Source organism: Nocardia niwae NBRC 108934 = DSM 45340, assembly GCF_001613465.1.
In the GTDB taxonomy this organism is placed as follows: domain Bacteria; phylum Actinomycetota; class Actinomycetes; order Mycobacteriales; family Mycobacteriaceae; genus Nocardia; species Nocardia niwae.
Genome location: NZ_BDCK01000003.1, coordinates 128,744 through 155,526, shown reverse-complemented (window position 1 = coordinate 155,526; position 26,783 = coordinate 128,744). Strand labels below are relative to the sequence as shown.

Below are 26,783 nucleotides of genomic sequence, written 5' to 3'. Positions count from 1 at the left end.
AGTGAAGGTACGGGGACCTCGATGCTGAACAACGGTGCGATGATCGCCGACCGGTACCGGCTGCAGCGACTGATCGCGACCGGCGGCATGGGCCAGGTCTGGGAAGCGCTGGACACCAGGCTGGACCGCAGGGTCGCGGTCAAGGTGCTGAAATCGGAGTTCTCGGCCGACCCGACTTTCCGGCATCGATTCCGCACCGAGGCGAAGACCACCGCCCAGCTGAATCATCCCGGTATCGCCGGGATCTACGACTACGGCGAGACCATCGACCCGCAGGGCAGCGAGATCGCCTACCTGGTCATGGAATTCGTCCAGGGCGAGCCACTGAACACCGTGCTCAACCGGCTCGGCAGGTTGTCGGTGGCCCAGGGCCTCGACCTGCTCGAGCAGACCGGCCGTGCGCTGGAGGTGGCCCATCGCGCGGGCGTGGTGCACCGCGACGTGAAGCCGGGCAACATTCTGGTCACCCCCACCGGCCAGGTGAAGATCACCGACTTCGGCATCGCCAAGGCGGTGGACGCCTCCCCGGTGACCAAAACCGGCATGGTGATGGGCACTGCCCAGTACATCGCGCCGGAGCAGGCGGTCGGTGAGGACGCCACCGCGGCCAGCGACGTCTACTCGCTCGCCGTGGTCGGTTACGAAGTGCTGGCCGGACAGCGGCCGTTCACCGGCGACGGCGCGATCACCGTCGCGATGAAGCACGTGCGCGAGACACCGCCCCCGATGCCGGCCGATCTGCCCGGCAACGTGCGCGAACTGGTCGAGATCACGATGGAGAAGGATCCGGCGCGCCGGTACGCCAGTGGCGGTGAGTTCGCCGACGCGGTCGCCGCGGTGCGCGCGGGCCGGCGTCCGCCGCCGCCGAGCGGCGCCCACCCCGCCGCCCCCTTGACCGGCGCCACGCGGGTCCTCCCGCCCGGCCCGACCGCCGTGATCCCTTCCACGCCATCCGATTTCGACGGTGCGACGGTCCGTTACTCGACGCCCGCGGCGGGCGCGGTGAACGCGGCGAATCGCGCGGGCACCATCGCGGCTCCGGCCACCGTGCTCAGCCGTGGCGCGGCGGGCGGTCCACCGCCCGGCGACGGCAATCGGTTCACCTCGACCCAGAAGTGGTTGGCCGGTCTGGGCATCGGCGCCGTGCTGCTCGGCGCGCTCACGATCTTCTTGCTGTTCGGCGGCGACACCAACCCGGATTCGACACCGTCGCCCACCACGACGTTCGCGCCGAATCCCAAGCCCGCGCCGCCGGTGGCCACCACGACCACCCCCAAGCCCGCGCCCGCGCCGGTGGAGACCGAGACCTACGAGCCGACCACCACCGAGCCGAAGACCACGACACCGGAGCCGACGACGACCACCCCGCCGACCACCACCACGGCACCGAGCACCACCAAGCCGACCACCACCGCGCCCACCGCCACGTCCACCCGGCCGCGCGTCCCCACCCTCGATCTCCCCTTCCCCGAGATTCCCGGCGCCCGGGGGCCTTCGGCCACCCGCAACGGGTCCGCTACTCCTTCGCAAGGACTGCCATGACGACCCCGAAGAATCTCTCGTCTCGCTACGAGCTTGGCGAGATCATCGGGTTCGGCGGTATGTCCGAGGTGCACAAGGCGCGCGACATCCGGCTGAGCCGGGACGTGGCGATCAAGGTGCTGCGGGCGGACCTGGCCCGCGACCCCACGTTCTACCTGCGGTTCAAGCGCGAAGCGCAGAACGCCGCCGCGCTCAACCATCCGGCCATCGTCGCGGTCTACGACACCGGCGAGGCCGAGGTGGACGGCGGCCCGCTGCCCTACATCGTCATGGAGTACGTCGACGGTGACACGCTGCGTGACATCGTGCGCGGCAAGGGACCGCTGCCGCCGCGCCGCGCGATGGAGATCATCGCGGACGTCTGCGCCGCCCTGGATTTCAGCCACAAAGCCGGGATCGTGCACCGCGACATGAAGCCCGCCAACATCATGATCAACCGGTCGGGCGCGGTGAAGGTGATGGACTTCGGCATCGCGCGCGCGATCGCCGACAGCTCCAATCCGATGACCCAGACCGCGGCGGTGATCGGCACCGCGCAGTACCTCTCGCCGGAACAGGCCCGCGGCGAAACGGTGGACGCGCGCTCGGATGTCTACTCCGTCGGCTGTGTGCTGTTCGAAATCCTCACCGGCGAGCCGCCTTTCACGGGCGACTCACCGGTCGCGGTTGCCTACCAGCACGTCCGGGAGGATCCGCGACTGCCCTCGCATGTGTACTCCGGCGTCCCGCGCGAGCTGGACTCGGTCGTGCTCAAGGCGATGAGCAAGAACCCGGCCAACCGGTACCAGACCGCCGCCGAGATGCGCGCCGATCTGATCCGGGTGCTCGGCGGTCAGAAGCCCAGCGCGCCCATGGTGATGACCGACGAGGACCGCACCACCATCATGGGCGCGGACGAACCCCAGCCGCGCACCTACCGCACGGTCGAGCGGCACGACGACACCGCCGAGCAGGATCCGGCCGAGCCGAACGGCGGGCGCAGGACCGCCTATATCGCGATCGGCGTCGCCGCGGCCGTCGCCGCGGCGTTCGCTCTGTTCTGGGTGCTGCTGGGCCCGGGTAGCCGACCGGACCAAGTGGCCGTTCCCGACCTGTCGAACAAGTCCTCGCAGCAGGCGCAGGACGCGTTGCAGAAGCTCGGCTTCACGGTGGCGATCCAGCAGAAGCCCGACGGCAAGGTCGCGACCGGCAACGTGATCGCGACCCAGCCCCTCGGCGGCTCCCGGATCGATGAGGGCAGCACCGTCACTGTCCAGGTGTCCTCCGGGCCCGCGCAGGTCCAGGTGCCGAAGCTGACCGGGCTGACCCAGGAGCAGGCCGAGCAGGTGCTGAACTCCAAGGGCCTGCGGATCAATCCGAACATCGAGCGCAAACCGTCGAGCACCGCCGAGAAGGACCAGGTGATCGAGCAGAACCCGTCTCCGGGTTCGAAGGTGGACATCGACTGGGAAGTCATCGTCACGGTCGGCACCGGGCCGGAGTCGGTGCGGGTGCCCTACGTCGTCGGCCAGTCGATCGATGTGGCGCAGCCGAACATCGAGGGCAACGGCTTCAAGGTCGTCGTCCAAGAGGTGCAGTCCTCCAAGCCCAAGGGTGAGGTGGTCGCCTCCAGTCCGGCCGGCGGCAGCAACGCGGAGAAGGGTTCCACGGTCACCGTCCAGGTGTCCGCCGGTGATCTGAAGATGCCGTCGCTGATCGGCCTCACCGTCTCGCAGGCGGTGGAGAAGCTGCGCGCGGAAGGCTGGTCCGGGAGCACCAGCCAGATCAGTCAATCTCCGCAGGGCACCTTCGACGCGGGCAATGTCGGACGCATCCTCAGCCAGCAACCGTCCGCGGGCAGTTCGATCCAGAAGAACAGCGCCATCCTGGTCGGCGTGGGGGTGCTCGGCCCGCCGTGACCGGCGTCGCCGCCGGTATCCGGAAAACGAGACCATCCGGTGTGAATTGCGGGAGAATGATGCTGCTCCATCCCAATCAGCGCAGCTGAGCACGAGGAGGTAGCTCATGACCACTGCCAGGGACATCATGAAACCGGGCGTTCAGTGGATTCCGAAGGACACGACCATTGATCAGGCCGCGCGCACCATGGCCGAACTCGACGTCGGGTCCTTGATCGTCTCGGATGAGAACGAGCGGATGTGCGGCATCATCACCGATCGCGACATCGTGGTGAAGTGCATCGCCCGAGGCAAGACCCCCGCCGAGTGCCGTGTCGAGGAACTGTGCGAAGCGACGCCACGGTGGGTCGATGCCAACGCCGATATCGAGGAAGTCCTCGATGAAATGGAAAGCAACAGGGTCAAACGCATGCCGGTCATCGAAGACAAGCGGCTGGTCGGCATGATCAGCGAAGCGGACCTGGCCCGGCATCTGGACGATAACCAGCTCGGCGAGTTCGTGACCGCCGTTTACGGGCGTCCTTAGATTTCGAAGCGGCGCGCAGGGCGGTACCCACGCCGCCCTCGCGGACGAGCTGCGCTTCGACGAAGCCATCGCTGTGGGTTCCTACGAGCGCGCGGGAATCGCACAGTGCGCTCGAGGCGCCGTGTGAGCCGACGCTCGGCCGCGGACGGTGGATCGCCGTCCGCGGTGCGTCGCGCCCTCGGCGCGGGCCGACTCCGGCGTCAGGTCCGGTCGGCCTTCGGCAGATATCGCAGCACGGCGACGTCGCCGACTTGCATCACTCCCGCCAGCCGCATCCTGCGGTGGGGCGCGCCCGGGAAATCGGCCGGGTCGAGGAAGCGTGGAGCCGCGACGTCGCCCACCAGGATCGGGGCCACGGCGAAGTGCAGTTCGTCGGCCAGATCGGCAGCGAGGAACGCGGTATGGATGCGGGTGCCGCCCTCCACCATGAGACGGCGGACGCCCCGTCGGCCCAGATCGTCCAGCAGCGTACCGAAGTCGAGATCGGCACCCAGATCCACGACCTCGGCCAGTCCCGCCAGCCGGGCGGTGAGGTTCGCCGCGCCCGCCGCGGTGGTGTAGACGAGCTTGTCGCCGCCGTGGTGCCAGAACCGCAGCGCGGGATCGAGTTCACCGCTCGCGGAGAGGGTGACCTTCAACGGATACTCAGGCTTGCCCGCAGCGACGCGTGCCGCCCTGCGATCGGCACTGTCGACGAGCAAACGCGGATTGTCACTGCGCAAGGTCTGCGCGCCGACCAGGATCGCATCGGAGTCGGCCCGGACCTGGTCGACCCGGTCGAAGTCCGCGGCGCCGGACAAGCGCAGCCGCTCGGGACCCGCGTCGTCGATGTACCCGTCGACGCTCACCGCGACCGACAGCAGCACATGCGGACGGGTCACTGCAGCACCAGCGCGGCGACCTCCGCCTCCAGCGCCCGCACCAAACCCTCCGCCGGACGCTCCCCGCACACGCCGAGCCAGTTCGCCAGCATCCGGTGCCCACCCTGGGTCAGCACCGATTCCGGGTGGAACTGCACACCGTGGATGGGCAGGCTCCGATGACGCATGGCCATCACGATCCCGCTCTCCGTGCGTCCGAGCACCTCGACCTCGTTCGGCAGGGTCTCCTCCAGCACCGTGAGCGAGTGATACCGGGTGGCGGTGAACGGGTCCGGCAGCCCGGCCAGCACGCCCGCGCCGATGTGAAATACCTCGCTCGTCTTCCCGTGCAGCAATTCCGGAGCCCGGGTGACGGTGGCGCCGAATGCCTCGCCGATCGCCTGGTGGCCGAGGCACACGCCGAGCAGCGGAACACTCTGCTCCGCGCAGGCGCGCACGAGCGGGATACTCGCGCCCGCGCGGTCGGGGGTACCGGGACCCGGGCTGATCAAAATGCCGTCGAAATCGCGGACAACCGCGCCGACGTCGGCCAGATTCGGATCGTCGTTGCGCCACACGACAGCGTCGACACCGAGCTGGCCCAGGTATTGCACCAGGTTGAAGACGAAGCTGTCGTAATTGTCGACGACCAGAACACGCATGGCATCGAGATTACGTCCCCGCACGGCACCGCGTCGCATCCATTACCTGTTGGGATAGCCTAGACACCACGACCTGCACGCCGAATACGAGGACGTCATGCCCAAGTCGAAGGTCCGTAAGAAGACCGACTACACGATCAACCCCGCCAGCCGGACCCCGGTGAAGGTGAAGGCTGGGCCCTCGCCGGTCTGGTACGTCGCCATCATGCTCGGGTTCATGCTCGCCGGGCTGGCGTGGCTGCTCGTCTATTACCTGGCGGCCGAGCAGATCAGCTGGATGAACGACCTCAACGCCTGGAACTTCCTGATCGGCTTCGGCCTGATGGTGGTGGGCTTGATCATGACGATGCGCTGGCGCTGACCAGGCGGCATCGGCCCGGATTACAGACGTGTCATTCATGCACACCTGTGGATGAGCCTGTGGACAACTCGAGGAGCGATTGGGGGGTGCCGTGAGTCCGAAGCGCTCCGTCCCCGGTCCACCGGACCGTGACGAGCCGAGTCTGGCCTGGACTACGCCGACGCCCGCGCTCGTCGCGGTCGCCGTGGGCGGTGTCGCCTTGGCCGTCGCCGCGGCGGTCACCACCGAGGCCGCGAGCCGCCTGCTCGTGGGACTCGCGGCCGTCGGTCTGCTCGCCCTTGCCGGGCTCGGCTTCCGCCAACGTCCCCGGCTGTCCGTGCCGGCCGGCGAGCGCCCGCGCATGGTGGTCCGCACACTGACGGGCGCGGACGAGTACCCCCCGGATCAGATCGTTCGCGCCCGCGTGGTGAGCTACCGGCGTCTCGGCCGCAAGATGCCGATGCTGGAGCTCGACGTCCTGCACGATGGGGCGGAACGGCTGCTTATCTTCGGCCGCTGGGATCTCGGCGCCAACCCCGAGTTCGTTTATCAGGACCTGGTCGCTGCGATGGGGCTCACCGAGGACAAGACCCGCTGACGAGACATTCGGGCCGCCGCCGATCCGTATGTTTCACGTGAAGCGAATCCCGCTGTCAGACAGACGAAGTGATCGCGCTCACAACCACCGCTGCCAGCGCCGCGAACGCGACCAGCGCCACCGCCACCCAGCCGACGGTGCGCGCCGCTTGCGGAGTCCGCACGCGCAGCCAGCTCGGCAGGAACAGGATGCCGAGGGTCGCGAGCGTGCCGGCGGCCAGACCACCCAGATGGCCCCAGAGCGAGATGCCGGGCAGCGACAAACTGATGAAGACGTTGATGCCGATGATGATGAGCATCTGATTCGGGTTCTGCCGCAGACGGATCAGGATGACCGTGATCGCACCGAACAGGCCGTACACCGCGCCGGACGCACCCGCCGTGAGACTGTTCTGCGCGAACAGCATGACCCCGGCGGACCCGCCGAGCAGCGAGACCAGGTACACCGCCAGATAGCGCAACCGGCCGAGCACCAACTCGGCATCCCGGCCCACCACATACAGGGCGAACATGTTGAGCAGCAGATGGATCGGGCCGTAGTGCAGGAAACCGGAACCGAGCACCCGCCACCATTCGCCGTCGGCGACCGCCGGTGCGTACAGCACCCAGTCGATGAACAGCGCGGAGCCGAGCTGGTTGTCCATCAGGCTCTTGGCCTGGGCCGCGGTGATCGCGTAGATCACGACATTGATCGCGATCAGCGCGTAGGTCACATAGGGAGCGGACGTTCGAGCCGCCGCTGCGCCCGAGACCGTCCGCACCGGCGCGGCGCTGCGATGTTCTGCACGCAGACAGTCGACGCAGTGCTGGCCGACGGCCGCGGGGCGCAGGCACTCCGCACAGGACGGCCGCCCGCACCGCGTGCAGGCCAGGCCGGTGGGACGATTCGGATGGCGGACGCACGTAGGTGCGGGCGGCTGGGGATTCATAGCCTCATTCGATCGTGATCTTGGTGATGACGACGGGCTCCAGCGGCCGGTCGTTGCGATCGGTCCTGGTGGTCGCGATCGTGTCGACGACCTTCCTGGAATCCGGGTCCACCACTTCGCCGAAGATGGTGTGCTTGCGGTTGAGGTGCGGTTGTGGGCCGACGGTGATGAAGAACTGCGAGCCGTTGGTGCCGGGCCCCGCGTTGGCCATCGCCAGCAGGTAACCCCGGTCGAACCGCAGCTCGGGGTGGAACTCGTCGCCGAACTCGTAGCCAGGGCCGCCACGACCGGTGCCGGTGGGATCGCCGCCCTGGATCATGAACCCGGCCATCACGCGATGGAACAGGGCGCCGTCGTAGAACGGACCGGTGCTACCGCCACTGGCGTTCGCGGTGGTGTACGGCGCCGAACCGTCGGCGAGACCTAGGAAATTGCGGACCGTCTTGGGCGCGTGGTTACCGAAAAGCGAAAGCTTGATATCGCCGTGATTCGTGTGCAGCGTTGCCACGGATGTCTGATTCGGTGAGGTCACGCCGCCCATCGTGCCACGGTCCGCGACAAGGCCGCGGAACTGGGCCGGACCGGGTTGTGAGCTGGGCCTCCTGCGCGAATCGCCGGGCTGTGCATACAGTGGTCCCCATGACCTCGGGGCGCCTGCATGTCTCTTCGCGTTCACGTAACCGGCTCATCCTCGCGGCCGCCGTCGCGCTGGCGGGTGGCGTGGCCTATTTGGTCCGCACCCGGCGGCCGCAGCAGCCGGAACCCGCCCCCGCGCCGCCGCGCATCGGATACTCCCGCAACGGCTCCGCGCCGACCCCGGTATCGGGAGCCGGCGCGGAGCACGAGCGCTGACACGGGCGTCACAAGATCAGCGACTGACGGTCTTCTTGTACTGACGCAGGGCCAGCGGCACGAACACCACCAGGATCACCACCACCCAGGCCAGGGAGGTGATCACCGGATGCCGCAGCGACCAGGCATCGGACGTCGGCGCCAGCGGGCTGGTGTTGCCGAACAGATCCCGCGTCGCCTGGGTGAGCGCGGATACGGGATTCCATTCCGCGATCACTCGCAGGCCGGTGGGCAGCTTGTCGCTGGGGACGAAGGTGTTGGCGATGAAGGTGAGCGGGAAGATCACCATGAAACTCGCGTTGTTGAACACCTCCGGCGCCCGCACCAGCAGGCCCACCACGGCCATGATCCAGGACACCGCGTAGGCGAACAGCAGCAACAGGATGTAGCCCAACACCGCGTCCAGGAACGAGCCGCGGATCCGCCAGCCGACGATCAGACCGGTCAGCGACATGACCGTCAAGCTGACCACGTTGATCACCACGTCGCTGACCGTGCGGCCGACCAGCACCGCCGACGAGGCCATCGGCAGGGAGCGGAATCGGTCGATGATGCCCTTCTGCATGTCCTCGGCCAGGCCCGCCCCGGTGAAGGTCGCGCCGAACACCACGGTCTGCGCGAAGATGCCCGCGATGAGGAATTCGCGATAGCCGCCGGAGAGACCGGGCACATCGATGGCCGCGCCGAAGACGTAGGCGAACAGCAACACGAACATGATCGGCGACAACGTGGAGAAGATCAGCACGTCGGGCACGCGCTTGATCTTGATGACGTTGCGTTTCGCGATGGTCACGCTGTCGCTGACCACTATGGACAGTCGCGCGCCCAGTGAGGGCCGTGCGAGGACCGGGGCCGTCGCGGTCATCGGGTCGTTCCTTCCGTAGCTTCCAGCTCGGCGTTCGTCGCGCCACCGTCGGTGATCATCTCCGCCTCGTGGCCGGTGAGGGTGAGGAAGACGTCGTCCAGGGACGGGCGGCGCAGACCGACATCGTGGATCTGCACGCTGTGTTCGGCCAACCGCCCGACGGCCTCCACCAAGGCTTGCGATCCGTCGGCGACCGGAACGATGATCCGGCGCAACCCCGGCTCGAGATGGATATCGCCGTCGGCCAGGCTCTTCAGCGCGGCCTCGGCCGTCGCGAGATTGTCGGCGCGATCGACGGTCAGCTCGATGCGGTCGCCGCCGACCATGGTCTTGAGTTCGTCCGCGGTGCCTTTCGCGATGACTTTGCCGTGATCGATCACCGCGATCGAATCGGCGAGGCGATCCGCCTCCTCCATGTACTGCGTGGTGAGCAGCAACGTGGTCCCGCCCGCCACCAGTTCCTCGATGACGTCCCAGAGGTCGAGACGGGCCCGGGGATCCAGACCGGTGGTCGGCTCGTCGAGGAACAGGACGGGTGGATTGGCGACCAACGCGCCCGCCAGGTCGAGACGACGGCGCATGCCGCCGGAGTAGCCCTTGACCGGCCGGTCCGCGGCCTCGGTGAGCCGGAATCGCTCGAGCAATTCGCGCGCGCGTTCCTTACTCCGCTGGACGCCCATGTGATAGAGACGTCCCACCATTTCCAGATTCTCGAAACCGGTGAGATATTCGTCGACCGCGGCGTACTGCCCTGACGCCCCGATGCGGGACCGCAATGCCTGCGGATCGCGCAGCACATCGATTCCCGCGACCGTCGCATGCCCGGCGTCCGGCACGAGCAGGGTGGTGAACACCCGGACGGTAGTGGTCTTACCTGCGCCGTTGGGTCCGAGCAGTGCGGTAACGGTGCCTTCGGGGACGCGCAGGTCGAGTCCGTCGAGGGCCACCAGCTGGCCGTATCTTTTGACCAGACCCTCGGCGACTATTGCGTCGGGCATGATTCTCCTGAGGTTGCTGAGTTCGATGTGAATTCGTGGGCCGCCGAGCGCCGATCGATGCACTGGATCGGATGACCGGCCGATACCGAGTCAGTATTGCCCGGGCCACCGACAATTTCATCCGAATTGTTCCGCCACGACCGGACGGCTCGGGCCACGCCAGAAGGCCGCATTCCGACCCAGTGGTGCTCGGGGGTACCGGATCGGAATGCGACCGGTTCGATGATCCCGCGGGCCGGGCTATCGGAGCGCGCGTAGCGCACTACCCGAATCGAGCAGACCCCGTACTCGGATCGCGAAGATTCGAATGCGGGCTCGCGCGAGGATCGCATGCGCCGCGTGCGGACGGTCGAGTCGATGGACACGAACGCATGTTCGCATCGAGGTACGACACAATTCGGGTCTCGCGCGGAATCGGGCGACACGCGGAGTAGCCGCGACCGGCGCGCCGACACGCCCGGAGGCGCCGTGGATTCGTTGCGCGGCGACTGGTCGGCATGTTCCGCGCCGACCCGCGACGAGGCAGGTCACAGCGGCAATAGCGCACGTAAGAGCTTGTTCGCCAACGTATTTGGCAAATAACAAGCCAACGGCCCGCTACGGCGCGAACCATCGGTCGCCCCGCCGCGATCGCTCCGGGTCGGCCAAAAGTAAGCCGACCCGAAAAAACTTGGAACGTCGCCGTCCCCCCGCACACACAATCGCAGATCATCGAGTAGCATCGTTCTCGTCGGCCCCTCCCCCCCGGGCCGACCCTACGCGGGCCTCGGCTAACTCCCCCCCTTCGCCGAGGCCCGCTCCCCATTTCCGGGACAGGTCGAGCGCCCTATTCCGCCCGGTCGTCTCCCGGTTCCACCGCTCGCCACGCTGCGATGAGCCGCTGCCCACGCACCCGCCCGGCGGTGGCGAGCAATGGACGGTCCCGTTCCCATCGCTGCTCGGTGACCTGGTCCGCGGTCTGCCACAACGGCTCCAGCTCGGTCACCAGCTCACCGAACGACGCGAAGACGCCGCCGAGGGCGATGTGCACACCCGGCGAAGCCGGCGCATCGATATCCAGGCCGCGCACGGCGGCCACCAGGGTCAGCAGCCGTTGCAGACTCTCGCGCGGCCAGCCCGACGCCCGCGCCACCCGCACCAGCCAGCCGAGAGTGGCGGCCAGCACGTGAATATCCTCGATCGTCCGGAACGGCTTGAGGTAGTCCAGATACCCGTCGCCCGGGAGCACCAGCGCGGGCACATCGGCCAGCACGACCGAAGCGTGCGGAACCTCGGGCGCGAACGCGAGCGCGGGATGATCGGCCAGGCGCACCCCGGCCTCGCTCGCCTCGACGATGCAGGCGCGCAGCCGATTTCGTCCATCGGCCGCCGTGCCGACGCTGGCGATCACGACCAGCTGTCGCGCGAAGGAGCCCATGGTCGCGAACGACTTCACACCGTCTACCCGCCAGATCCCGTCCCGTTCGGTGAGCCTGGTGCGGATCGCCGCGGGGTGACCGCCGCCCTCCTCGGTGGCGCACATCGCGACCAGGTAGTCGTCCGGCAGATCCGGAATCAGCGTCCGCAGCGCCTCCTGGTAGCCGGACAGAAAGGCGAACCCGAGCCGGTCGGCGCCGAAGCCGCCCGCGATCGCGACCTCTACCGGCTGGTCGAATCGGTTCGCCGCTACTCGATGCCGGGTCCACGCCGCGGCGACATCGTCGAGCGGCGCGGCCGCCACCGGCTCGGTCAGCAGGAAGTCGAGCAGAGTATCCACCTCAGCACGGTAACCGAGCGGCGACTCGTGAATGGCTCACTACGCCCCGCGGGCCCTTCCGGATCCGGCTACGGATGCACACCGTGGCACCCGGACGCGCCACGGATACGAACGCAGGAAGCGGGCGCTCCTGGGGAGCACTGGCGAACCATCGGTAATCGCCGGTGCTGCGTGGGCGAATTCCGTTGACAAGCCTGCTTCACTGGGGTGTCGCCCCGTATCGGAAGGAGTTCAGCCGTGCCGGAGCTGGAAGAAGATCGCAAGAAGGCACTTTTCAACGGCGAGGCCAGACTGTCCTGGGTGCTGGCCGCGCTCGCCGGGCTTATCGGTGCAGCGGCGTTCATGCATACGGCCGGCTATTTCGTCACCTTCATGACGGGCAATACCGAGCGGGGCGTCCTCGGGTACTTCCACGACGAGCCGGACATGGCTCTGGCTGCCACCCTGTTGCTCGCGTCGTTCCTGTCGGGGGTAGTCGTGGCCTCGTGGTGCCGCAGGCACTACTGGTCCGGTCATCCGCACGGTCCCACCCTGCTCACCACCGTCTGCCTGGCAGTGGCCTCGGCCGTCGACATCCTCGAGTACCAAACCTCCGACAAGCCGATCGGCCTGCTGCCGATCCTGTTCGTCGCCTTCGGCGTCGGCGCGCTGAACACGTCGTTCGTGCAGAACGGCGAGGTTTCGGTACCGCTCAGCTACGTCACCGGCACACTGGTCAAGATGGGTCAGGGCATCGAACGCCATCTCAGCGGCGGCTCCTACGCGGACTGGCTCGGCTACTTCCTGCTCTACGCCGGTTTCGGCCTCGGCGCGCTACTCGGCGGACTGCTGAGCCTGGCGGTCCCGGGCTGGGCGATGCTGATCACCGCGACCGTGGTGTGCCTGCTCGTCACCGCATTCACCTACCTGCACCTGGACCGGCACGGTCCCCTCAGCGAGTAAGCCACCGCGGGGCGTTTGTCGGCGATCGCGGCTACGGTGACCGCGTGCAGAACATCGAAGACGAAGCCGCCACGTTCGCCGCGCTGGTGATGCAACAGCTGTCCGTACTGGGCGAGACCGACGTCGAATACCACCCCGACGAGTTCGCGATACGCACCGGAGAACTGATTCTCGACCTGCACAACATCTTTCAGGAAACCCGCGAGCTCGATCCCGCGGAGCGCGATGCCCGGGTGGCCCAACACTGCGACGCCCTGCGCGAGCTGCGCGCCCCGGCGCCGGATTGGCCCTCGGTACGTTCCATGCTGCGTCCGGTGTTGCGTCCCAACAGCTTCGGCGTAGGCGTCGAGCCCGAGTCGCGGCCGGTCGCACGCCCTGCCTTTCCATTCGTGGACGAGATGGTCGCCATCGACATGCCACAAACCCGATCGATCGTCACCTACGCGTCGTTGCGGGAGTGGGGCGTGAGCCCGGACGACGTGTTCACGGTCGCGCGCGAAAATCTCGGCGAGATAATCAATTTCACCGTCATCGAGGAGGACGGCATCCTGCATTTCGTCGACGACGGCAACGGCTACTGCACATCCTGGCCGCTGCTTGCCGATTGGCTCGCCGGTTCCGGCTCCGGGACGCCACCCGTCGCGTTCATGCCGGACGTGGACACACTCATCGTCGCCTCCGGCATCGACGATCTCGAACCCATCTTCGAGGCGGTGGAAGAGCAGTACCGTGACGCGCCTCGCCCGATCTCGCCGCAGGGGTACATCGTGGACGACAGCGGAGCGGTGATCCCGCTCGATCGTTCACCCGCGCACCGCCACCTGCCCGCCGTGCAGCGCGCCCGATGCGGTTTGGCGGTCACCGAATACGAAGCGCAGGCTCAGATTCTCAACGAGATCGTCGAGGTGGATCTGGAGTTCACGCCCTACGCCATCGAGCCCGCCTACGTCGGTTCGGTCATGTACGGAAATGGCGACAACGGTCCTTACACGATCACCGTCTGGGGTGAGGGTGTCGAGTACCTCCTGCCGGAGGCCGACTACATTGCCTTCTGCCGTGACGATCAAGGTGAGCTGGAGCGTCTTTTCGAGGTTCCGTTCGAGGCTGTCGTCGAACTGACCGGCCTCACTCCCGTTCCCGATCTCGCACCTCGCCGCTACGAAATTCGCCACTGGCCGGATACCGAGACTCTGGCAGGGCTGCAAGCGGCGGCAGTCTCGCTCTGATCGGAAGGTGCGGTGCGGATTTCGCGAGAAGTCAGAAGCGGCGGGCACCGGTCACCGGCATCGAGGAGAGCGGGGAAGTGGTCACGCCCGTGCCGTACGTCGAGGCATGGATGACCTTGCCGTCACCCGCGTAGAGGGCGGAGTGGCTTCCGCCGTAGAACGACACCATGTCGCCGGGGCGCAGGTCGTCGAGGGGTATCGGAGTTCCGGCGGCGAGCTGGTCGTAGCTGGTGCGTGGCAGCTCCACGCCGGCCTGTTCGTAGGACCACTGCACCAGCCCGGAGCAATCGAAAGTATCGGGGCCGACCGCGCCGTAGCTGTAATCGGAGCCGAGTTTGGTCCGGGCCGCGTCGACCGCCGTCTCACCGGCGGACTTCTGCGGGATCACTGCCGCGGGCGGGGTGGGCGCCCGCGGCATGATCTGCGGGATGTCGCCGAGGAAGGGGAGCTCGATCTCGGGAACCAGGCCGAGCAGCGGGATCTCGATCGCCGGAACGATCGTCGGCACCGGCAGCTCGATCACGGGGACGGCCACCGAGAACGGGACCTCGATCGCCGGGCCGAGCGTCGCCGGCGCGATTTCGATTTGCGGCACCGAGGCGCTTGCGATGGCCTCTGTTTCCGAGAATCCGCCGGTTACGGGCGACTCGGTGACGGGAAGTATGGCGTTGTTCCGGAAAAGCTTTTCCGGCAGCCCCGGAAGCGGAATATCGTCGGAGATCTCGAATGTTCCCACGCCCGGGATGGCCACCGGCTGGGCCGATGCCTCCCCGGCGTTGCACAACATGCCCAGGAGGGCGGCCGCTCCGGCGGCGAACGCCCACAGCAGCGCGCGTCGCAGGTAGCGGGTATATCGGACGTCGGTCGATGATGCCATGATGCGGTCCTCCGATGCTCATATCGCCGGCCTTCGGTGGGCCATACGCCGCAGTGCGCGGCGAGCGGGATGTCACCAAGACCTCGAATTGATTCGAAAACCATCACGGTGCTTCGTCAGTCCAGCGGATCCGATCCGAGCGTTCACCTTTCGGCATAGCGTGCATCACGTAAAGCACAACACGCCTTTATTTACGTAACGAAATAATAACTGGTTCTGCCGCGTGGCTCGATATTATGAATTCTGCGCCACAAAATGCATTCACCTCGACGCGATACACCCCGCAGGGAAACCATTCCGCTGCGGGGCGCATTGCCGGTCCGGGCATCACGCGGTGATCTGCTCCTCGATCTGTTTCGCGATCGTCCGGAGCTTCGCTGCGAATTCACGGGCCGCGCGCGGGTCGTCGTTCGAACCTTTGACAACGCGCTTCGTCAGCGCGGCGAGCCGGGATTCCATGGCGGTGAAGATGTCGGCCGCGCGGTCGTTCGGGTCGTCCGGCAGTTCACCCCGCAGCCACGCCTGCAGGCGTTCGACCACCACTTCTTCGTCATAGCGTTCGGGCAGCAGAGCCACCGCTTGCCGGAGCTTCCCCGCGGTGACCTTCACCCCCGCACCCGCCGCCACGGTGGTGTACACGGTGATCGCGGCGTCTTCGCCGTACTCCGCCACCACCGGCAGCAGTTCACGGACCTGACCCTCGTTGATAGCGGGCGCCATCGGATGCAGCCGCGCGGCCAGCGGCCACGCCCGGATGAGCTTGTGCGCGTAGGACCGCTGCATGTCCCACCGTTGCTCCACGTACTCGTCGAACGTCTCGTGGCTGTCGCGGTAGAGCCGGCCGTCGCGGACGATCTGCAGTGCGCGGCCGGCCGCCCAGAACGCGATGCGCAGCGTGTCGATCGATGACTCGCACGCGGTCAACTGCGCCCGCTCCCGATCGCTCAGCGGGCCGTCGCCCGCATCCGGCACCGGCATGGTCAAGACGTTCGGGCTCGCGGGCGGCTTCGGCCGCCATTCGGCATCGCGCAGCGGTGACACCGGCGGTGTGTGTTCGGCGCCGTCGGATAGCGGATTGCCGCCGCCGATCGAACCCTTCCTGCGTTGCGGAGGCATCAGGCGGGCACCTCCATCAGCGCCCGGTACGAGTCGACCAACTCGTCGCCCACCCGGCGGTACTCTCCCAGATCCTCGATCGGATTCTCGGCCCCCTCCCCGACCTCCCCGTCGGCCGCCTCCCGGTACCATTTCCAGGCGCTCAAATAGGAGTCGAATACGTCGTAGCCCGCGCTTTCCAAATGACCGCGCTGCGCCCTGTATTCGGTCGAGACGTTGACGCCTTTCTTCATGATCACCGGCACTTTTGTCATCAGCACCCGCACCCGGATTTCCCGGTCGCTGTCGGCTGCCGCCTCCTCGGCGGCTTTGAACGTGCTCGGCACGCGTTTGACTTCCGATGGGCTCACACTCGTCAACAGCAGGAGTTCGTCGCTCTCGGGAACAGCGGCCTTGAAGATGTCTGCCGACTCACCCCCGGCGTCCACGATGATGACGTCGAAATCGGCGGCATTGTCGGTGATGCAGTCGCCGACATGCCGCGACGGGAACGCGACCAGTTCGAACGGCACTTCGATGCCCCCCTTGACCAGCCGACGGTACCAGGAGTATCCGGTCTGGCTGAGCGGGTCGGCGTCGATCACCAGGACCCGCAGTTCGTGAACCGAAGCGAAGTAGCTCGCCAAGAAGAACGCCGATGTCGTTTTGCCGACACCGCCCTTGAGATTCCCCAGCGTGATGACCAGGGGTTCGGGCAATTCGAGTGGCGCAACAGAATTCGTCATAGACGGTCCTCCGAGGATGAGGAGTGCATTACTGTGCGTGGCCAGTCTGGCACAGCACGAGCGAATACCGTCTGATTGCGGCGCCTTGTTCCGGCTGTGCCGCCACCGCCGCTGTGTCCAATTGGACACAGCACGCCGGTGTACGAGTTGTCTATTCTGTGGAGCCTAGGGGAATCGAACCCCTAACCCCTGCCTTGCAAAGGCAGTGCTCTGCCAATTGAGCTAAGGCCCCCGGAGTTCAGCGGCTGGTCACCTCGTGCCACATGTCCGCGTCGCTGCGCCGGCGCAGCTTGGAGATGCCGAAGAGGACCAGGACCACGACGCCGGCGGTGCAAAGAAGTTTCATGGGTTCCACCCTACTGCGCCGCCGGGGCCCGGCCCAGGACGACCTGAGTCCGGCGGCTCGGCTCGGCACGCCTCTCACCGGCCCGAACGCAGTTTAATGAGTATTCCGTCAACTATGAGTGCCCGGTCAACCGACCCGGTGTTCGCCATGCACGCCGCCTGCACCGGAGTGGAATCGAGGCATCGCCGCGCAGAGCACGGGCAGGTCGCGGGCGGTGCGCTGCACGACGCCGTCGGGCCGGATGAGAGCGGCGCGGGCGCCACGCCGGCACAGCCAGCGACGCAGTTCGCTTCCCGCAGCCGCGAACACCAGCACTGCCCCGCGGTCGCGGATCCGGGCGTGCTCCGCCGATGCCGGTTCGATCGTGGTGACGATCGCGTACCGCCCCGCGACGACGTCGTCGTAGCGACGGCCGTCGGCCAGGAGAGCGTTGGGCACCAGATGGCCCGCCCGGCCGCCACCGAGGCGCGACCGCATGACCAGCTCGGATCGACGCAAGGGCGGTGTCTCGCCGCTGGTGACCAGCGCGTGGAAACCGGGCAGGCGACCCAGGTGGGGAGCAAGCGTGCCGCGCAGGAGATTGCCGAGTTCACCGCCCTCGGTCATCGCCATCCCGGTGAACTTCGCCAGCCGAATCATGCTCCGCGCGTGCGGCTTTCGTTCGATCTCATAGGAGTCCACGACCCGTTCGGGCAAGTCTCCGGCGAGTACGCCGGCCAGCTTCCAGGTGAGGTTGGCCGCATCACGCAATCCGGCGCCCATGCCCTGACCGATGAAAGGCGGCGTGAGATGCGCCGCGTCGCCGAGCAGGAAGATCCGGCCCGCCCGCCAGCGGTCGGCGAGCTGGGCGCGGAAGGTGTACTCGGCCACCCGGAGCAACTGGATCTCCTCGACCGCGACCGCACCGGTCCAGGGGCTGATCAGTTGATACACCCGGCCGATCTCGTCGTAGTCGGCCGCTGCTTCACCGGGATTCAGCCGGAATTCCCATCGGTGGCGTGCCGTTCCGATGCGCATGTAGGTCGCGGCGCGGACGGGATCGCAAACCTGATGTACGCCTTCCCACTCCCCCAGTTCCGCCGTCGTACCCACGTCGACGACCAGCCAACGCTGCTCGAAGTTCAGCTCACGCATTCTGGCGCCGATGGCGGTACGAACCAGGCTGTTCGCGCCGTCGCAGCCCAGCACGTACCGCGTGCGGACCGACTCGGTCGCGCCGGAGGTCCGATCGGTGAACTCGACCCTGGCGCCGCCGGTTTCCTGGACTACCGCGGTGACTTCGACGTCCCCGCGCAACGTCACTCGCGGCCGGCGCCGCACCTCGGCGCGCAGAATCGCTTCCAGTTCCGGCTGGTCGAACATGTTCGCGTCCGGGTGCCCGTTGCGGCCGCCCGCCGGGTCGCGCTGGAATTCCGCGAGTGTCCGCAGATCCCGGTCGAGCAGGCGCAGACCGAGCGCGGGCCGGGAGATGGCGTCGAATTCGTCACCGATGCCCAGCCGCGACACGATCCGGCGGATCTCACCGTCCATGTGCACCGCGCGCGGCTGCGGGTAGACGCCCTTCCACCGCTCCAGGACCAGCGACTCGACGCCGTAGCGGGCCAGCAGTAACGCCGCGGTGAGACCGGTCGGCCCCGCGCCGACGATCACGACCGGGGCGCTCATCGGCGCGCCTCGATCTTCCACTCGATCGCGTAGCGGCCCAGAATCGCCGCGACGGCGCCCTCGTCACCGCTCTGGTCGAGTTCGACGGTGGCCACGATCGCACCGTCCTGGACGGTGGCGGCGATGCCGCGCACTCCGGCGGCGCCTGCGAGCGCGTCGAGGAGTTCGCGGCGCGTGGCGTCGGCGCGCAACCCGAGCTTGTAGGGCTTGCCCACGTCGGTGACCGGCAGCGCGTCGAGCACCGTGATGGTCTTCGGCGCGGCGGCTCGCTCGGGTACCCGGCTGCCTGCCCATTCGAGCAGTTCGGCCGCGCCGATGCCGGCGCCGGGCGCGAGGGTGACGTAGGCGACCGGCACCTCGCCCGCGTGGACATCGGGGCGACCGACCGCACCCGCCGCAGTCACCTGCGGGTGCGCCAGCAGCGCGTCCTCGATGAGCGCGGGGTCGATGTTGTGCCCGCCGCGAATGATCAAATCTTTGGCGCGACCGTGCAGATGGATGAACCCCTCGGCGTCGAGGTGGGCCAGGTCGCCGGTGTCGAGCCAGCCGTCGGCCAGTTTGCCCATGCCGTCGAGCACGAATCCGTGCGCGTCGCGGGCGGTCACGTATCCGGCGAAGACCGTAGGGCCGCCGATGGCCAGCACGCCGGTCTGCCCGGCGGGCAGTTCCGCCCACGAACCGTCGGCGCCGATGCGCACCACCCGCACCGACTGATAGGGCATGCGCTGCCCGACCGCGCCCGGTCGCGGATGTCCCGGGAAGCTGCGTGCGCTGGCGCAGGTCGCCTCGGTGAGTCCGTAGCCCTCGACCAGGGTGATGCCGGTGTGCGTCTCGAAGGTCTCCCGCACCGCGGGAGGCAACGGCGACGCGCCGACCATCGCGTAGCGCAGACTGCTGATGTCCGCGTCGACCGGACACTGGGCGAGCACCGCGTACACCGTCGGTACCGCGCTCATCGCGGCGAGCCGATAGTGCTCGACGATCTTCCAGAATTCCCCGTAGATGGCGAGATCCCGGTAGCCGAGCGGTCCGGCCCACACCACCGGCTGCCCCTTGAACAAGGGTGCGAGCAGCGTGACCACCAGCGCGTTGACATGGAACAGCGGCAACGCCGCGAAGACCACGGCGTCGTCGGCGAGCAACGAATTCGCGGCGATCATCCACGCGTTCGCGACCTCGTTGGCATGGGTGTGCGCCGCCAATTTCGGCACGCCGGTGGTGCCGCCGGTGTGGAACAACGCGGCGAGGTCCTCCGCGTTCGGCGGTTCGCCCACGAAGGCGTGCGCGTCGTGCGGCGCGGCCTCTTCATCGAGGTAACCGACGCGCACGCCAGCGATGGGTCGCAGCGGCGCGGGCTCGCCCGCCGCGGCGGTCGGCCGCAGCACGAGCACCGCGTCCACCATGCCGTCGGCGGCCAGTTCCCGGGTGGTTTCCCAGATGGCGGCCGACAGTTCGGGTCCGGCCGTCATGAGCACGCGAGCTCCGGTGCGCCGCAGCAATTCGGCGATGTGCTGCCGGGACAGCCCACCGTTGATCGGGGCGGCCACCCCGGCGAGCTGGGCGGCCAAGGTCGCCGGGATGAGCCCGGCACAGTTGGGAGCGATCAACGCCACCGCGTCGCCGCGTCGCACGCCGATGTCGTACAGCAGGTTCGCGTATCGGTGCACGTCTTCGAGCAGCTGAGCCGCATTGCGGCGCAATGGCTCCCGCCATCGCGCCGCTTCCGGAAGCACGGTGATCGCGGTGCGCTCGGGCCACGATCGGGCCGCTCTCCCCAGCAGGGCGTAGGTCGATTCCGGCAAGGCGCGCTCGGCCAATGGCACCGATTCGATGCCGGGAAGGTCGGCCGGGTCCGCATAGCGCGGCCAAAGCAGGTCGTCGGTCACCGGTACCTCACCGTCGTGCGCTGGCGGCCGAGATCGATGGCGCCGTCGTCGGTGGCGATCGCGGCCTCGACGACGTCACCGTCGCGCAGATACTTCGGGTTCTTGGCCTGGCCTTTGAAGAACAGCTTCCACTTCACGGCGGGCGGCAGCAGTGAGCCGATGATCTCGACCGGTTTGGGCGGGGCGCTGATCGCGGTGCCGACCGGCGTTCCGGTGAGCAGCAGGTCACCGGTGTCCATGCGCTGGAAACCGGTCAATGCCCGCAGGGTCTCCAGCGGCCGGTAGATCATGTCGGCGACGGTCATGTCCTGGCGCAGATCGCCGTTGACCCACAACCGCAGCCGCAGGTCGGTGAACCGTTTCAGCTCGTCGTCCTCCAGCAGCACCAGCGCCGGACCGACCGGAGTGAAGGTCGGATAGGACTTCGCCTCGTAGAACTGGGTTTTCGGCAGTTGGATGTCGCGGGCGGAGATGTCGTTGGTGACCACCAGACCGGCGATGTAGTCGGCGAGGTTGTCGCTGGTGATCTCCGATCCCACCGGCATGTCGCGACCGAACACCAGGCCGATCTCCACCTCGTAATCCAGCAGACGCACGTGCGGGGGCCGGAGGACGTCGTCGTGCGGGCCGCTGATCGACCCTGATGCCTTGCGGAAGAACGTCAGCGGCACCGTCGCCGGATCGCCACCGGAGTCCGCGACGTGCGAGGCGAAGTTCGTCATCTGGGCGACGACCCGGCACGGCGCGGTCACCGGGGAGACCGGCGACAGGCTCTCGACCGGCACGACCTCGCTGCTCGCCGACGCCGCGTGGATCGCCTGCCGGTCTTGCAGCAGCTGCCCGGTGGTGGTCGCGGCGGTATCGACCCTGGCCGCGCCCACGGGTGTGACCACCCACCAGGCGTCGGCGGTACGGAGCACGGAAATACTCATGAACCAGCTACTTTCATCAGGCCGCGCAGGCGGCGCAGGTCGAATTCGTTGTCCTCGCGCAGCGCATCGGCCATCGCGCGCAACTCGCGAAGGGCTTCCCGCCCCGGTTTGAGGCCGAGGAAGTCTTTGCTGGCGGGCGGCCCCCACTGCGCCAGTCCGGACGCGGTGAACGGCGCCCAGCCGGGCTCCACCGTGCAGTCGAACAGGTCACCATCGCTGAAGTGTTCGACGAGGAAACCGTCCGGGTCGCGCCAGTAGTCGAAGATCTGGCTGCCCTGGATGTGCCTGCCGATTCCCCACGACCGGTAATAGCCGTGATCGCGCAGGTACTCCCCGCCCGCGGCCAAGGCATCCAGGTCGGCCACTTGGTAAGCCGAGTGCACGTATCGGTTGGCCGGCCCGAGCACCAGCGCCAGCGTGTGATGGTCCACGGGTGTCCGGCCGCGATCGCAGCGGATGAAGCTCATCACCGGACCGCGTTCGCGTTGTCCCGGGTAGTAGAGGAAGTCGCTGACGATCAGCCCCAAGTGCCGGAGATACCAATCGAGCGTTCGGCGGTACTTCGTGGTCTGCACCACCACATGCCCCAGCCGCTGCACCAGCGCCGGCGAGCGAGGCGGCCGCTGCGTCCGGTTCACCCGGGCGACTTCGTGCCCGAAGTTGAGCGTGTGCGGCGGCTGCGCGGGGAGAGCGGGGAGCTTGTCGGTGTCGGCGACCACCCGCACCCGCAATCCACTGGGGTCGGTCAGATCGACGGTCGATCCACCCAAGGTCCCGGGCAGGGAAGTCAGCGTGCTTCCGGCTGCCTCGGCCAGCCGGAGCAGGTCGGCGGTGTCGGCCGCGCGGAAGGCGGGCCCGACGAATCGCGAGCGCGTGCCGCGACGGATCAGCACGCATGGCGATTGCGGGTCGGTGCCCCGCAGGTGCAGCTCGTCGGCTGTGCGCAACGAGATGGCGAAGCCGAAGGCGTGTGCGAAGACCTCGGCGCGGTCGAGGTCCGGCTTCTCGAACTCCAGCCACGCCAGATCATGCACCTTCACGATCGGATCGCGGGCCCGCCCCGGGTGCTCGCCCACCTGCGCGCCGTACTCGCTGTGCAGTCCGGTGTGCGGGTCGTGCTGGTCGGTCATCGACCACTCCCTCTGTTGACTGATGATATCGTCACATGCGACGCAATATTCAGTCAAGACTTGCTGATGAATTCGTCATAACTGAGTGCAGGCCGCTACCATGGTCGAGGCACCGACAGGGAGAGGAGCGGGCATGACCGATCGAACGGAGGCGGCGGAACCCAACCGCTTGGCACGCCGCAAGGCCCGTACCCGCGCCGCTCTCGTGACAGCGGCCCAGGCGTTCATCGCCACCGGAAGATCGAACGCGCCGATCCTCGAGATCACCCAGGCCGCCGACGTCGGTATGGGGTCGTTCTACAACCACTTCCAGAGCCGGGAGGACCTGTTCCAGGCGGCGGTGGAGGAAGCGCTCGAGAAGCACGGCGCCGTGCTCGACACCTTGACCGAAGGCATGGACGATCCGGCCGAGGTCTTCGCGCAGAGTTTCCGGTTGACCGGGCGTATGCACCGAAGAATCCCCACCCTGAGCAAGGTGCTGCTCAACAACGGGCTGATCTTGGCGGGCTCCGACAAAGGACTCGTCCCGCGCGCTCGTCGCGATATCGAGGCCGCCGCTCGCGCGGGCCGGTTCCAGACGAGCGATGCGGCGCTGTCCATGACCATCGTGACCGGCGCCGCGCTGTGCCTGGGCCAACTGCTGCACGATCACCCCGACCGCGACGACGCCACCGCCACCGATCAGGTCACCGAGGACCTGCTGCGCATGTTCGGCCTCTCCCCCGACGAGGCGCGCGATATCTGTTCGCGTCCCCTGCCGTCCCTCGACGACGTGCTCGAGCGCGGCGACGCCGCCTGACCACGTCGGTCCGTGGGCGTCAGCCGCTCGTGCTGCCGACCGCGCTCGGGGTGAACTCCTTCTCCAGTCCGGTGCCCTCGATGTCGAGATCAGGAACGTAACGCCCGAACCACCTCGGGTGGTACCACATGCGCTCGCCGACCAGGGCCATGACGGCGGGCACCAAGGTCAGCCGCACGACGAACGCGTCCAGGACGACGCCGACCGCCAGCGTGAAGGCCAACGGCTTGACGACCGGATTGTCGACCCAGATGAAGGCCACGAAGACGGCGAACATGATCAGCGCCGCCGCGCTCACCACCCGCGCGGAATGCGCGACTCCGTCCTGCACCGACCCGGTCGCGTCCCCGGTACGGCTGTATTCCTCCTTGATCCGGGAGACGACGAAGATCTGGTAGTCGCTGGAGAGCCCGAAGATTATCGCCAGGATGATGATGGGCAGGAAGCTCAGCGTCTGCGCCTTCGCCACGTCGAAGAATCCCGCTCCCCAGCCCCATTGGAACACCGCGACCTGGACGCCGAGCGCCGCGAAGACCGACAGGATGAAGCCGACGATCGAGGACAGCGGCACCAGCACGGTGCGGAAGGCGATCGTCAGAAGCACCAGCGCCAAGCCGACGACAACCAGGAGGAAGACCGGCAGGGCCGCGGCCAGCCGGTTGGAGGTGTCGATGTTCGCGGCGGTCGTTCCGCCGACCAGGAAGGTGGCGCCCGTGTTCGCCTCGATACGGTCGCGATTGTCACGCAGCCGGGTGACCAGCTCCGCGGTCGCTTGGTCGTCCGGACCGGTCTTCGGCACCACCTGGATGAGCAGCAAGCCGTCACCGCTGCCCGCGGGCTGGACCGCGGCGACGTCGGGTTCGGCGCGCAACCGGTCCATCACCGTCTGCGCGACGTCCGGGGCGGTGGCTTTCGACAGATCGTTGACCATCAGCAACGGTCCGTTGAAACCAGGGCCGAACGACCGGCTGACCAAGTCGTAGGCCTTGTGCGCGGTACTGGACTCCGGCTGCGATTCGCCGCTCGGCAAGCCCAGATGGATCCGCGTGACCGGAATCGCCAGAACCACCAGCGCGGCGATTCCGACCACGAGCAAAGGCAGCCGGTAACGCGTGACGAAACGGGCCCAGCCGTGTCCCATCGTGCGTTCCGGTTCGTAGGCCGCGATCCGCGCTACCTCTTCGGGACGCCCCGGATGCAACGGCGGCGAGACGAAGCGGGCGACCGTGTCACCGGCGAACCCGAGTAGCGCGGGCAGCAACGTCAGGGCGACCAGCATGGCCACCAGAACGGCGCCCGCCGCCGTCAACCCCATGACGGTCAGGAACGGGATACCGGCCAGCGCCAGGCCGCACAGCGCGATGATCACGGTCACCGCGGCGAACACCACCGAGCTGCCCGCAGTGCCGACGGCCAGTGGAATCGACTCGTCTGCGGCCAGACCCAGCACGATGTTGTGCCGATGCCGGGACAGGATGAACAGCGCGTAGTCGATCCCGCACGCCAATCCCAGCATCAATGCCAAGGAGGTCGCGGCCGCGGGCACATCGACGAAGGCGGCCACACCCAGGATTCCGGTCAGGCCGATCGCTACGCCGACCAGCGCCGTGACGATGGGCAGGCCGGCGGCGACCACCGCCCCGAACGTGATCAGCAGGATGACGAACGCGGCGGCGATACCGAAGATCTCGGGTGTCTCGGGCACCTCCGCGGTGAAGCCCGGATACACCGCTCCCGAGAACTCCACATCGAGCCCCGCCTCGCGAGCGGGCGCGGCGATGCGGTCCACCGCGTCCAACGTCTCCTCGGTGACTTCCCCCGCCTGCACCGAGTACTGCACGCTGCCCAACGCGACCCGCTGATCGGGTGAGATCGCCTGAGCCTGGAACGGGTCGACCACCGTGGCGACTTGCGAGACTCCGCGTAGCCCCGCCATGACCTGCTGGATCTGAGCACTCGGCTGCGGATCGGTGACTTTTGCCGAGCTGGGCGTCGCGAACACCACCTGCGTCTGCGCCCCGCTGTAGGCGGGCATCCGCTGCTTCAGCAGCGCGACGGCGTCCTGCGACTCGGTGTTCGGAATCGTGAAGTTGTCGGTGGTCTTGCCGCCACTCACCGCGGCGAACCCGATCGCACAGGCCAGCAGGACCACCCACACCGCCACCACCCACCACCGCCGGCGAGCGACCATGCGGCCGAGTGCGAACAGATACCGAGACATGCGGGTCCTCTCATCGAGCAACCGACGACACATCGAAGAACCGGATCATGACGCTGCGACCAACCATAGGTCGCCATACCTGGCCATACGCGACAACCTGCCGTTTTGACCACGCCAACGGCGAGAAGGTACCGTTTTCCAGGCGTCTGTACACGCTAGCCGTGACGAACGGCGACGGGGCCTTAGCTCAATTGGCAGAGCACTGCCTTTGCAAGGCAGGGGTTAGGGGTTCGATTCCCCTAGGCTCCACTCCTCGGAGGCTCATGCTCATGGAGGGCATGAGCCTTTGTCGTTTCGCAGACGCCGCGAGCGCCGAGTTGGCGTCGAAGCACAGACCGTGGCCGCTACCTTCCTGCGTCGGCTGTGCGGCGGGAGACGAGGTCGTCGCAGCGGGTGGTTCGGGGGCCGCGGTGGCTCCGGGACCCGGTTGTGGCGTTGTGGTCGGTTGTTCGCCGATCGTCGACGCCCGTGTCCCCGCCGGACCTCCCGGTGGCGCGGTGACGGTACTCACCGACGACGCGGTGGTCGCACTCACCGCCGACGTCCCTGCCTCTCCCGATGTGACCGAGTCGGTACCGCACGCGGCGTTTGGCAGCACGCATTTCACGGAACGAGCACTCAATCGAGATGGGAGGATTCGAGCGGCGCCGGTGCCCTGGGTGACCGTGTCGCTCGCTACGTGCTCGCCGAAGGAGCGGTGGCATCTCGGGTCTGCCGTGTTCGTGCGTGGACTGGCGTGAAGATGCATGCGTCGCCTGGAACGCAACGATGGTGACCGCAGGGACGATGCGAATCCGCTGGAGAAGACGGGAGTGGCGCCGGATGTGGCAATGAGGGAGTGGGCCTAGGAGGACTTGAACCTCCGACCTCTTCGTTATCAGCGAAGCGCTCTAACCGCCTGAGCTATAGGCCCGTAGTGGTGTTGTTCGCGGGAACAACAACGTGTAGAGACTACACAACACCTATCTGCGGAACCAAAACGGCTGGTAGGAGCCTTGCTGAGCCGCACTCACGACGAGGGGGCATCTTCGGTTCATCTGCGTTCTCGGTCGGTTGGTCCAAACGAAAACGGCCGGTACGCCACCCCGCGGTG

At 67.5% G+C, this 26,783-nt stretch carries 24 protein-coding genes and 3 tRNA genes; 10 read left to right on the top strand and 17 right to left on the bottom strand.

The window, feature by feature from the left end:
* Positions 1 to 21: 21 nt before the first annotated feature.
* The 3 genes from NNI01S_RS02585 to NNI01S_RS02575 all read left to right on the top strand — a co-directional run bounded on the left by NNI01S_RS02585 (position 22) and on the right by NNI01S_RS02575 (position 3,966).
* On the top strand, positions 22 to 1,542 hold the full coding sequence (locus tag NNI01S_RS02585; RefSeq protein WP_063017071.1) for a protein kinase domain-containing protein: 1,521 nt from the start codon (positions 22 to 24) through the stop codon (positions 1,540 to 1,542).
* Positions 1,539 to 3,440 carry a Stk1 family PASTA domain-containing Ser/Thr kinase gene (pknB, locus tag NNI01S_RS02580; protein ID WP_063017069.1) on the top strand — a complete coding sequence of 634 codons (1,902 nt, stop codon included), beginning with the start codon at positions 1,539 to 1,541 and terminating at the stop codon, positions 3,438 to 3,440. The genes NNI01S_RS02585 and pknB overlap by 4 nt, the downstream gene beginning before the upstream one ends.
* A gap of 106 nt (positions 3,441 to 3,546) precedes the next feature.
* On the top strand, positions 3,547 to 3,966 hold the full coding sequence (locus NNI01S_RS02575; protein WP_063017067.1) for a CBS domain-containing protein: 420 nt from the start codon (positions 3,547 to 3,549) through the stop codon (positions 3,964 to 3,966).
* A 200-nt stretch (positions 3,967 to 4,166) separates the two neighbouring features.
* Here the strand turns inward: NNI01S_RS02575 and NNI01S_RS02570 are convergent, their stop codons facing one another.
* Positions 4,167 to 4,847 carry a RibD family protein gene (locus NNI01S_RS02570; RefSeq protein WP_063017065.1) on the bottom strand — a complete coding sequence of 227 codons (681 nt, stop codon included), beginning with the start codon at positions 4,845 to 4,847 and terminating at the stop codon, positions 4,167 to 4,169.
* Positions 4,844 to 5,488 carry an aminodeoxychorismate/anthranilate synthase component II gene (locus NNI01S_RS02565; RefSeq protein WP_063017063.1) on the bottom strand — a complete coding sequence of 215 codons (645 nt, stop codon included), beginning with the start codon at positions 5,486 to 5,488 and terminating at the stop codon, positions 4,844 to 4,846. The genes NNI01S_RS02570 and NNI01S_RS02565 overlap by 4 nt, the downstream gene beginning before the upstream one ends.
* Before the next feature lie 97 nt (positions 5,489 to 5,585).
* Between NNI01S_RS02565 and crgA the strand changes: the two genes are divergently transcribed.
* Together crgA and NNI01S_RS02555 are read left to right on the top strand one after the other, a co-directional pair.
* Positions 5,586 to 5,849, top strand: coding sequence for a cell division protein CrgA (gene crgA, locus NNI01S_RS02560; RefSeq protein WP_039803465.1), 264 nt, complete (start codon positions 5,586 to 5,588; stop codon positions 5,847 to 5,849).
* A gap of 91 nt (positions 5,850 to 5,940) precedes the next feature.
* Positions 5,941 to 6,426 (top strand): PH domain-containing protein, encoded by a 486-nt coding sequence (locus NNI01S_RS02555; RefSeq protein ID WP_063017061.1) that lies wholly within the window; start codon positions 5,941 to 5,943, stop codon positions 6,424 to 6,426.
* Positions 6,427 to 6,481: 55 nt separating this feature from the next.
* On the opposite strand, the gene NNI01S_RS02550 is transcribed toward NNI01S_RS02555, so the two are convergent.
* Together NNI01S_RS02550 and NNI01S_RS02545 are read right to left on the bottom strand one after the other, a co-directional pair.
* Complete coding sequence (locus NNI01S_RS02550) at positions 6,482 to 7,354, bottom strand: rhomboid family intramembrane serine protease (protein WP_063017059.1); 873 nt, start codon at positions 7,352 to 7,354, stop codon at positions 6,482 to 6,484.
* 4 nt (positions 7,355 to 7,358) lie between these two features.
* Positions 7,359 to 7,886: a peptidylprolyl isomerase gene (locus NNI01S_RS02545; RefSeq protein ID WP_281180594.1), complete on the bottom strand. Its 528-nt coding sequence runs from the start codon at positions 7,884 to 7,886 to the stop codon at positions 7,359 to 7,361.
* A gap of 107 nt (positions 7,887 to 7,993) precedes the next feature.
* On the opposite strand from NNI01S_RS02545, the gene NNI01S_RS02540 reads away from it, so the two are divergent.
* Complete coding sequence (locus NNI01S_RS02540; RefSeq protein WP_063017055.1) at positions 7,994 to 8,206, top strand: hypothetical protein; 213 nt, start codon at positions 7,994 to 7,996, stop codon at positions 8,204 to 8,206.
* Between the two features lie 16 nt (positions 8,207 to 8,222).
* Here NNI01S_RS02540 and NNI01S_RS02535 read toward each other — a convergent pair whose 3' ends face one another.
* From NNI01S_RS02535 to NNI01S_RS02525, 3 genes are all read right to left on the bottom strand, one after another.
* Positions 8,223 to 9,071: an ABC transporter permease gene (locus tag NNI01S_RS02535; RefSeq protein WP_063017053.1), complete on the bottom strand. Its 849-nt coding sequence runs from the start codon at positions 9,069 to 9,071 to the stop codon at positions 8,223 to 8,225.
* Complete coding sequence (locus NNI01S_RS02530) at positions 9,068 to 10,069, bottom strand: ATP-binding cassette domain-containing protein (protein WP_063017051.1); 1,002 nt, start codon at positions 10,067 to 10,069, stop codon at positions 9,068 to 9,070. The genes NNI01S_RS02535 and NNI01S_RS02530 overlap by 4 nt, the downstream gene beginning before the upstream one ends.
* 826 nt (positions 10,070 to 10,895) lie before the next feature.
* A complete protein-coding gene (locus NNI01S_RS02525) occupies positions 10,896 to 11,825 on the bottom strand; it encodes an acyl-CoA dehydrogenase family protein (protein WP_063017049.1) in 930 nt (309 codons plus the stop codon).
* Between the two features lie 237 nt (positions 11,826 to 12,062).
* On the opposite strand from NNI01S_RS02525, the gene NNI01S_RS02520 reads away from it, so the two are divergent.
* Positions 12,063 to 12,767, top strand: a complete 705-nt coding sequence (locus tag NNI01S_RS02520; protein ID WP_084488380.1) for a YoaK family protein — start codon at positions 12,063 to 12,065, stop codon at positions 12,765 to 12,767.
* A gap of 44 nt (positions 12,768 to 12,811) precedes the next feature.
* On the top strand, positions 12,812 to 13,993 hold the full coding sequence (locus NNI01S_RS02515) for a DUF1444 domain-containing protein (RefSeq protein ID WP_063017046.1): 1,182 nt from the start codon (positions 12,812 to 12,814) through the stop codon (positions 13,991 to 13,993).
* 31 nt (positions 13,994 to 14,024) lie between these two features.
* Here NNI01S_RS02515 and NNI01S_RS36650 read toward each other — a convergent pair whose 3' ends face one another.
* The 8 genes from NNI01S_RS36650 to NNI01S_RS02475 form a co-directional block, all read right to left on the bottom strand.
* On the bottom strand, positions 14,025 to 14,870 hold the full coding sequence (locus tag NNI01S_RS36650; RefSeq protein ID WP_439956111.1) for a C40 family peptidase: 846 nt from the start codon (positions 14,868 to 14,870) through the stop codon (positions 14,025 to 14,027).
* A 327-nt stretch (positions 14,871 to 15,197) separates the two neighbouring features.
* On the bottom strand, positions 15,198 to 15,986 hold the full coding sequence (locus NNI01S_RS02505; protein WP_063017044.1) for a hypothetical protein: 789 nt from the start codon (positions 15,984 to 15,986) through the stop codon (positions 15,198 to 15,200).
* Positions 15,986 to 16,711 carry a ParA family protein gene (locus NNI01S_RS02500; RefSeq protein WP_157114557.1) on the bottom strand — a complete coding sequence of 242 codons (726 nt, stop codon included), beginning with the start codon at positions 16,709 to 16,711 and terminating at the stop codon, positions 15,986 to 15,988. Before NNI01S_RS02500 ends, NNI01S_RS02505 begins: the two co-directional genes overlap by 1 nt.
* Positions 16,712 to 16,870: 159 nt before the next feature.
* Positions 16,871 to 16,943, bottom strand: a tRNA-Ala gene (locus NNI01S_RS02495).
* A 240-nt stretch (positions 16,944 to 17,183) separates the two neighbouring features.
* Positions 17,184 to 18,722 (bottom strand): bifunctional 3-(3-hydroxy-phenyl)propionate/3-hydroxycinnamic acid hydroxylase MhpA, encoded by a 1,539-nt coding sequence (gene mhpA / locus NNI01S_RS02490; RefSeq protein ID WP_063017040.1) that lies wholly within the window; start codon positions 18,720 to 18,722, stop codon positions 17,184 to 17,186.
* Positions 18,719 to 20,608: an acyl-CoA synthetase gene (locus NNI01S_RS02485; RefSeq protein ID WP_063017039.1), complete on the bottom strand. Its 1,890-nt coding sequence runs from the start codon at positions 20,606 to 20,608 to the stop codon at positions 18,719 to 18,721. Before NNI01S_RS02485 ends, mhpA begins: the two co-directional genes overlap by 4 nt.
* Positions 20,605 to 21,540, bottom strand: coding sequence for a fumarylacetoacetate hydrolase family protein (locus tag NNI01S_RS02480; RefSeq protein ID WP_063017038.1), 936 nt, complete (start codon positions 21,538 to 21,540; stop codon positions 20,605 to 20,607). The genes NNI01S_RS02485 and NNI01S_RS02480 overlap by 4 nt, the downstream gene beginning before the upstream one ends.
* Positions 21,537 to 22,670: a VOC family protein gene (locus tag NNI01S_RS02475; RefSeq protein WP_063017037.1), complete on the bottom strand. Its 1,134-nt coding sequence runs from the start codon at positions 22,668 to 22,670 to the stop codon at positions 21,537 to 21,539. Before NNI01S_RS02475 ends, NNI01S_RS02480 begins: the two co-directional genes overlap by 4 nt.
* Before the next feature lie 133 nt (positions 22,671 to 22,803).
* On the opposite strand from NNI01S_RS02475, the gene NNI01S_RS02470 reads away from it, so the two are divergent.
* Positions 22,804 to 23,469 (top strand): TetR/AcrR family transcriptional regulator, encoded by a 666-nt coding sequence (locus NNI01S_RS02470; protein ID WP_063017035.1) that lies wholly within the window; start codon positions 22,804 to 22,806, stop codon positions 23,467 to 23,469.
* 19 nt (positions 23,470 to 23,488) lie between these two features.
* Here the strand turns inward: NNI01S_RS02470 and NNI01S_RS02465 are convergent, their stop codons facing one another.
* Positions 23,489 to 25,690 (bottom strand): MMPL family transporter, encoded by a 2,202-nt coding sequence (locus NNI01S_RS02465; RefSeq protein WP_063017033.1) that lies wholly within the window; start codon positions 25,688 to 25,690, stop codon positions 23,489 to 23,491.
* Positions 25,691 to 25,866: 176 nt separating this feature from the next.
* On the opposite strand from NNI01S_RS02465, the gene NNI01S_RS02460 reads away from it, so the two are divergent.
* Positions 25,867 to 25,939 (top strand) — tRNA-Ala (locus tag NNI01S_RS02460).
* A gap of 590 nt (positions 25,940 to 26,529) precedes the next feature.
* Here NNI01S_RS02460 and NNI01S_RS02450 read toward each other — a convergent pair.
* Positions 26,530 to 26,603, bottom strand: a tRNA-Ile gene (locus NNI01S_RS02450).
* Positions 26,604 to 26,783 lie beyond the last annotated feature (180 nt).